The organism is Dehalobacter sp. (assembly GCA_023667845.1).
Taxonomy (GTDB): Bacteria; Bacillota; Desulfitobacteriia; order Desulfitobacteriales; family Syntrophobotulaceae; genus Dehalobacter.
In genome coordinates, this window is the sequence record JAMPIU010000142.1 from 1 (window position 1) to 3155 (window position 3155).

The following is a 3155-nucleotide window of genomic DNA, read 5'->3' on the forward strand; positions in this document are numbered from 1 at the left end:
TGTATGGGATCAGCAGAATACCCCATCCAGCCAGCTTCTTCGCATACAGCGGGGAAAAAGAACATGATAAAAAACAGAGGGATTGCCTGAATAGGAATATGAGGTTCGGGAAGTGGTCTACCTATAAAACGCATCACCCAGTAAGAGAGCAGCATAACCATCGGCATTAAAAAAAAGATAGGCAGGTACCAGACCTTTCGTTTTATTTTTCTATAATCGAGAGTCTTCTTTAATAACTTCTTTATTCCGCCAGGTTTCTGTTCTTTATATACAAGGATCGAAGCCGCAATTAGCGGGCAAACAAACATAAAAGCACTTACAGGAAGATTTATCGGAAGAGGAAGCGGTCTCCCTCCGATCAGCCAGAACGGGGTAGAAAGAGCGAAAATCAATAAAAAAAATTTTAAAGGCGACCTTTTTGATAGTTCATTTGTGTTCATGGTTCTGGTCTCCTGGACAGCTAATCTTTTTTGACATTTTCAGACGCGTTTGAACATTTTGGGGAAATCCATCACCAGCCCTTTACTGTCCACCGTAATATCGGACACAAAATCGGGCAGCAAAATATCCTGGTATCGATAGATCCGCTCACCCACCTTGCTGTAAATTTGCTGCAGTCTGGATATCGAAAATTTGTTTTCATCAAAGTAAATTACGTCTACTTTTTGCGTTTTCTCTCCCTCAAACTGCAGCCTCCTGATTGGCAACGTGTTCGTAAATGGCGAAATTGAAATATCCACCAGTTCCACACCCTCAAACTCGGCCAGATGCTTACCTTTGCCATCGTACCACCTGTCCCCCCTGCGCAGGAGCTTAATAACGTGCTCATCCAGTAATGATCTAATCCACACCTCTTTAATATCCCAGTCCTCAGTCAGTGCAATGTCATACTCCATAGCAAATGGAATACCTCTGTCTGTTCTGCCTACTGCCAGGCCATGGCCATAAATACCTTTACTGACAGAGTGAGTATGAACAACTGTACTTGGCCAGGATAATGCCTGCCAGACTATTGTTTCAGTTTTATCCATTGCCTTACTCCATATTCCGGGGAATAAGTAATTGGTTTTTTCTGCTATATTTTTACTTTTTAGTCAGTAATTCGTCCACTATAACCTGCACAGGCGGTGGACCGATTGAATATTCTCCGTTAATAGCCATCAAACTCTACCATTGCTTGAATTCATGCAGAGGTACTTCAATATAGGGAATAGCTGGATGTGCAGCGACTATTCTCCAGGGGCGGTAATACATATGACAAAGTGAGGTCTATAATCGGTTACGCGGGTTGCCTTGACGCCGTTCCTTACAGCCTGGCAATGATTATGTAATGATACGGTCCAGCCTCATTTACAGAAGTTGTATGGAACCCGGCAGACTCGATCAGTTGCTGGGCTTTACCGATGGAGAATCTCTTTTCCAGTGGCGGGCCGAATGACATGGGCTCGGGTTTCCAATCAAGGTCGACTAGCAGTCCTGATGGTCGGAGCATCTGCCCGGCATTCCTTATAACCTGTGCCGGGTCAGCAAAATCATGGAGATCTATCCCAAAGAAAACAAAATCGGCACATCCCTCACAGGCGATAGTTTCCTCCGCAGCATGCGCTTCGGCTGATAGATTTCCGAATCCTTCTTCCGCTGCCTTCTGCTGGAGCCGCATTATGGAACCTTTGTCGATATCTATTGCGATCACTTTTCCTTCCTGCCCTACCATCCTGGCTGCAGGTATGGAAAAGTATCCATCGCCGCATCCTACGTCCACAAATGTCATACCCCGCTTCAGGCCAATATCAGTCAAGATCTTTTCCGGGTCCTGCCATTTCCGGCGCTCCGGGTCATTTATCGGGAATTGCCTGTGTACCATATAATAAACCTCATGCAATTAATTGTCAGGTAAAATTTTCATATAAATCATTTTTCTGCTTTTTTGTTGACTACTGCTAGCTATTGTTCAATCAAAACCGGCATTGAGCTAAAATTTGATATTCATTACCTTGATGACCGCAGTGGGTTTTGCCACTGCCATATATCCAACTTAAAGATACCGCAGGATAAGCTAACCTGATACAAATGAATAAACCCCACAACGATAAAGGAAATACATACACAATCACATATAACTCATCATGGTGAATACGGCAAACAGGAAAAGGTTGTATAACTCGGGTGGTGGGAGATGACATTTACCCGGTAGTCCCAATGAGATCGTAATAAAAGAAGTTGCAGGGAATTGATGTGAAACTCACACTGACTGCCTTCTTGCTGTTGCTAACGACCAGTAATATATTTTTAGTCCTTGCTGAACACCTCAAAGGTTCAAAGATAGTTTCCGGCAGGCAGGATAATCTCAGAAATTTCTGGAAATTCTATCTTCCGATCTCCGCAGCGCTGCCACGTGTTGTAGATTACTTAAAGAAGATTATTTAACGATAACCTGGAAGTAGATTACTTAAGAACATTATTTAACGACAACTGCAGGGAGTCCGACAAACTTCCCATATCGGGCAACCTCTGATTCTAATGCCTCTTGCTCATCTTTACCCAGTTTTCGAAACGGACTTAGCCTGATTTCGACCCTGCTTTTTTTCAAAGCTTTATTCCAGGTGCCTGCTACTTTGCCATCCAAAATTATAACTGCAGTCAAAGCATTGCCCATTGAGATCATTTTTTCGATCTCGCGTGCCTCACTGATATCACTTCTGTCCTTGTAGGCAATTATGTATTCATCGTAAATTGATAGTAAAAAGGCGGATGGTGACTGTGGTGATGTTATTTCTGCGCGGGCAGAGAACCAGTACGTTTTACCGTCCAGTATCACTTGCTCCAGTCCCGGTTTGATTAACTCAATGGCATTTTTCGCGTCTTTAACAGTAAGTCCAGACCACCATGAAAAGTCCTTTAGCTGGGCTGGCCCGTGGCTCGTAAAATAGTTGAGTGCAAGTCTGGAAAGAGCCTGTTCTCGACTCAGTTTTTTTGCCTTTTCCACGCGCTCTTCCAGAAGTGCATAGGTAAATTGTTTTCCACGCTTTGGTCCGCTGCAAATTAACCCCTCCAGCTCCGCCCACATTATAATGTGAGCCAGGCGCTGGACATCGGTCTCGATACCTGTATTTGCCAGCACTGTTTTCAGCTCTTGCCGGGTAAGGTATGTATGA

The 3155-nt window shown here is 44.0% G+C and carries 5 protein-coding genes; 1 reads left to right on the forward strand and 4 read right to left on the reverse strand.

Going from position 1 to position 3155, the window contains the following annotated elements; all coding sequences use genetic code 11:
• The 3 genes from NC238_10860 to NC238_10870 form a co-directional block, all read right to left on the reverse strand.
• The coding region (locus NC238_10860; GenBank protein ID MCM1566421.1) for a hypothetical protein at positions 1 to 440 on the reverse strand (440 nt) is incomplete at its 3' end.
• Between the two features lie 39 nt (positions 441 to 479).
• A complete protein-coding gene (locus NC238_10865) occupies positions 480 to 1031 on the reverse strand; it encodes a putative glycolipid-binding domain-containing protein (protein ID MCM1566422.1) in 552 nt (183 codons plus the stop codon).
• A gap of 275 nt (positions 1032 to 1306) precedes the next feature.
• Positions 1307 to 1864: a class I SAM-dependent methyltransferase gene (locus NC238_10870; protein ID MCM1566423.1), complete on the reverse strand. Its 558-nt coding sequence runs from the start codon at positions 1862 to 1864 to the stop codon at positions 1307 to 1309.
• A 371-nt stretch (positions 1865 to 2235) separates the two neighbouring features.
• Between NC238_10870 and NC238_10875 the strand changes: the two genes are divergently transcribed.
• On the forward strand, positions 2236 to 2427 hold the full coding sequence (locus NC238_10875; GenBank protein ID MCM1566424.1) for a hypothetical protein: 192 nt from the start codon (positions 2236 to 2238) through the stop codon (positions 2425 to 2427).
• 31 nt (positions 2428 to 2458) lie between these two features.
• On the opposite strand, the gene NC238_10880 is transcribed toward NC238_10875, so the two are convergent.
• Positions 2459 to 3155: winged helix DNA-binding domain-containing protein (locus tag NC238_10880; protein ID MCM1566425.1), on the reverse strand; the 697-nt coding region annotated here is incomplete at its 5' end.

Bases quoted from the DNA above. Each gene is read 5' to 3' on its own strand.
- NC238_10870 (MCM1566423.1), bottom strand. From the start codon at position 1,864: ATGGTACACAGGCAATTCCCGATAAATGACCCGGAGCGCCGGAAATGG.
- NC238_10865 (MCM1566422.1), bottom strand. From the start codon at position 1,031: ATGGATAAAACTGAAACAATAGTCTGGCAGGCATTATCCTGGCCAAGT.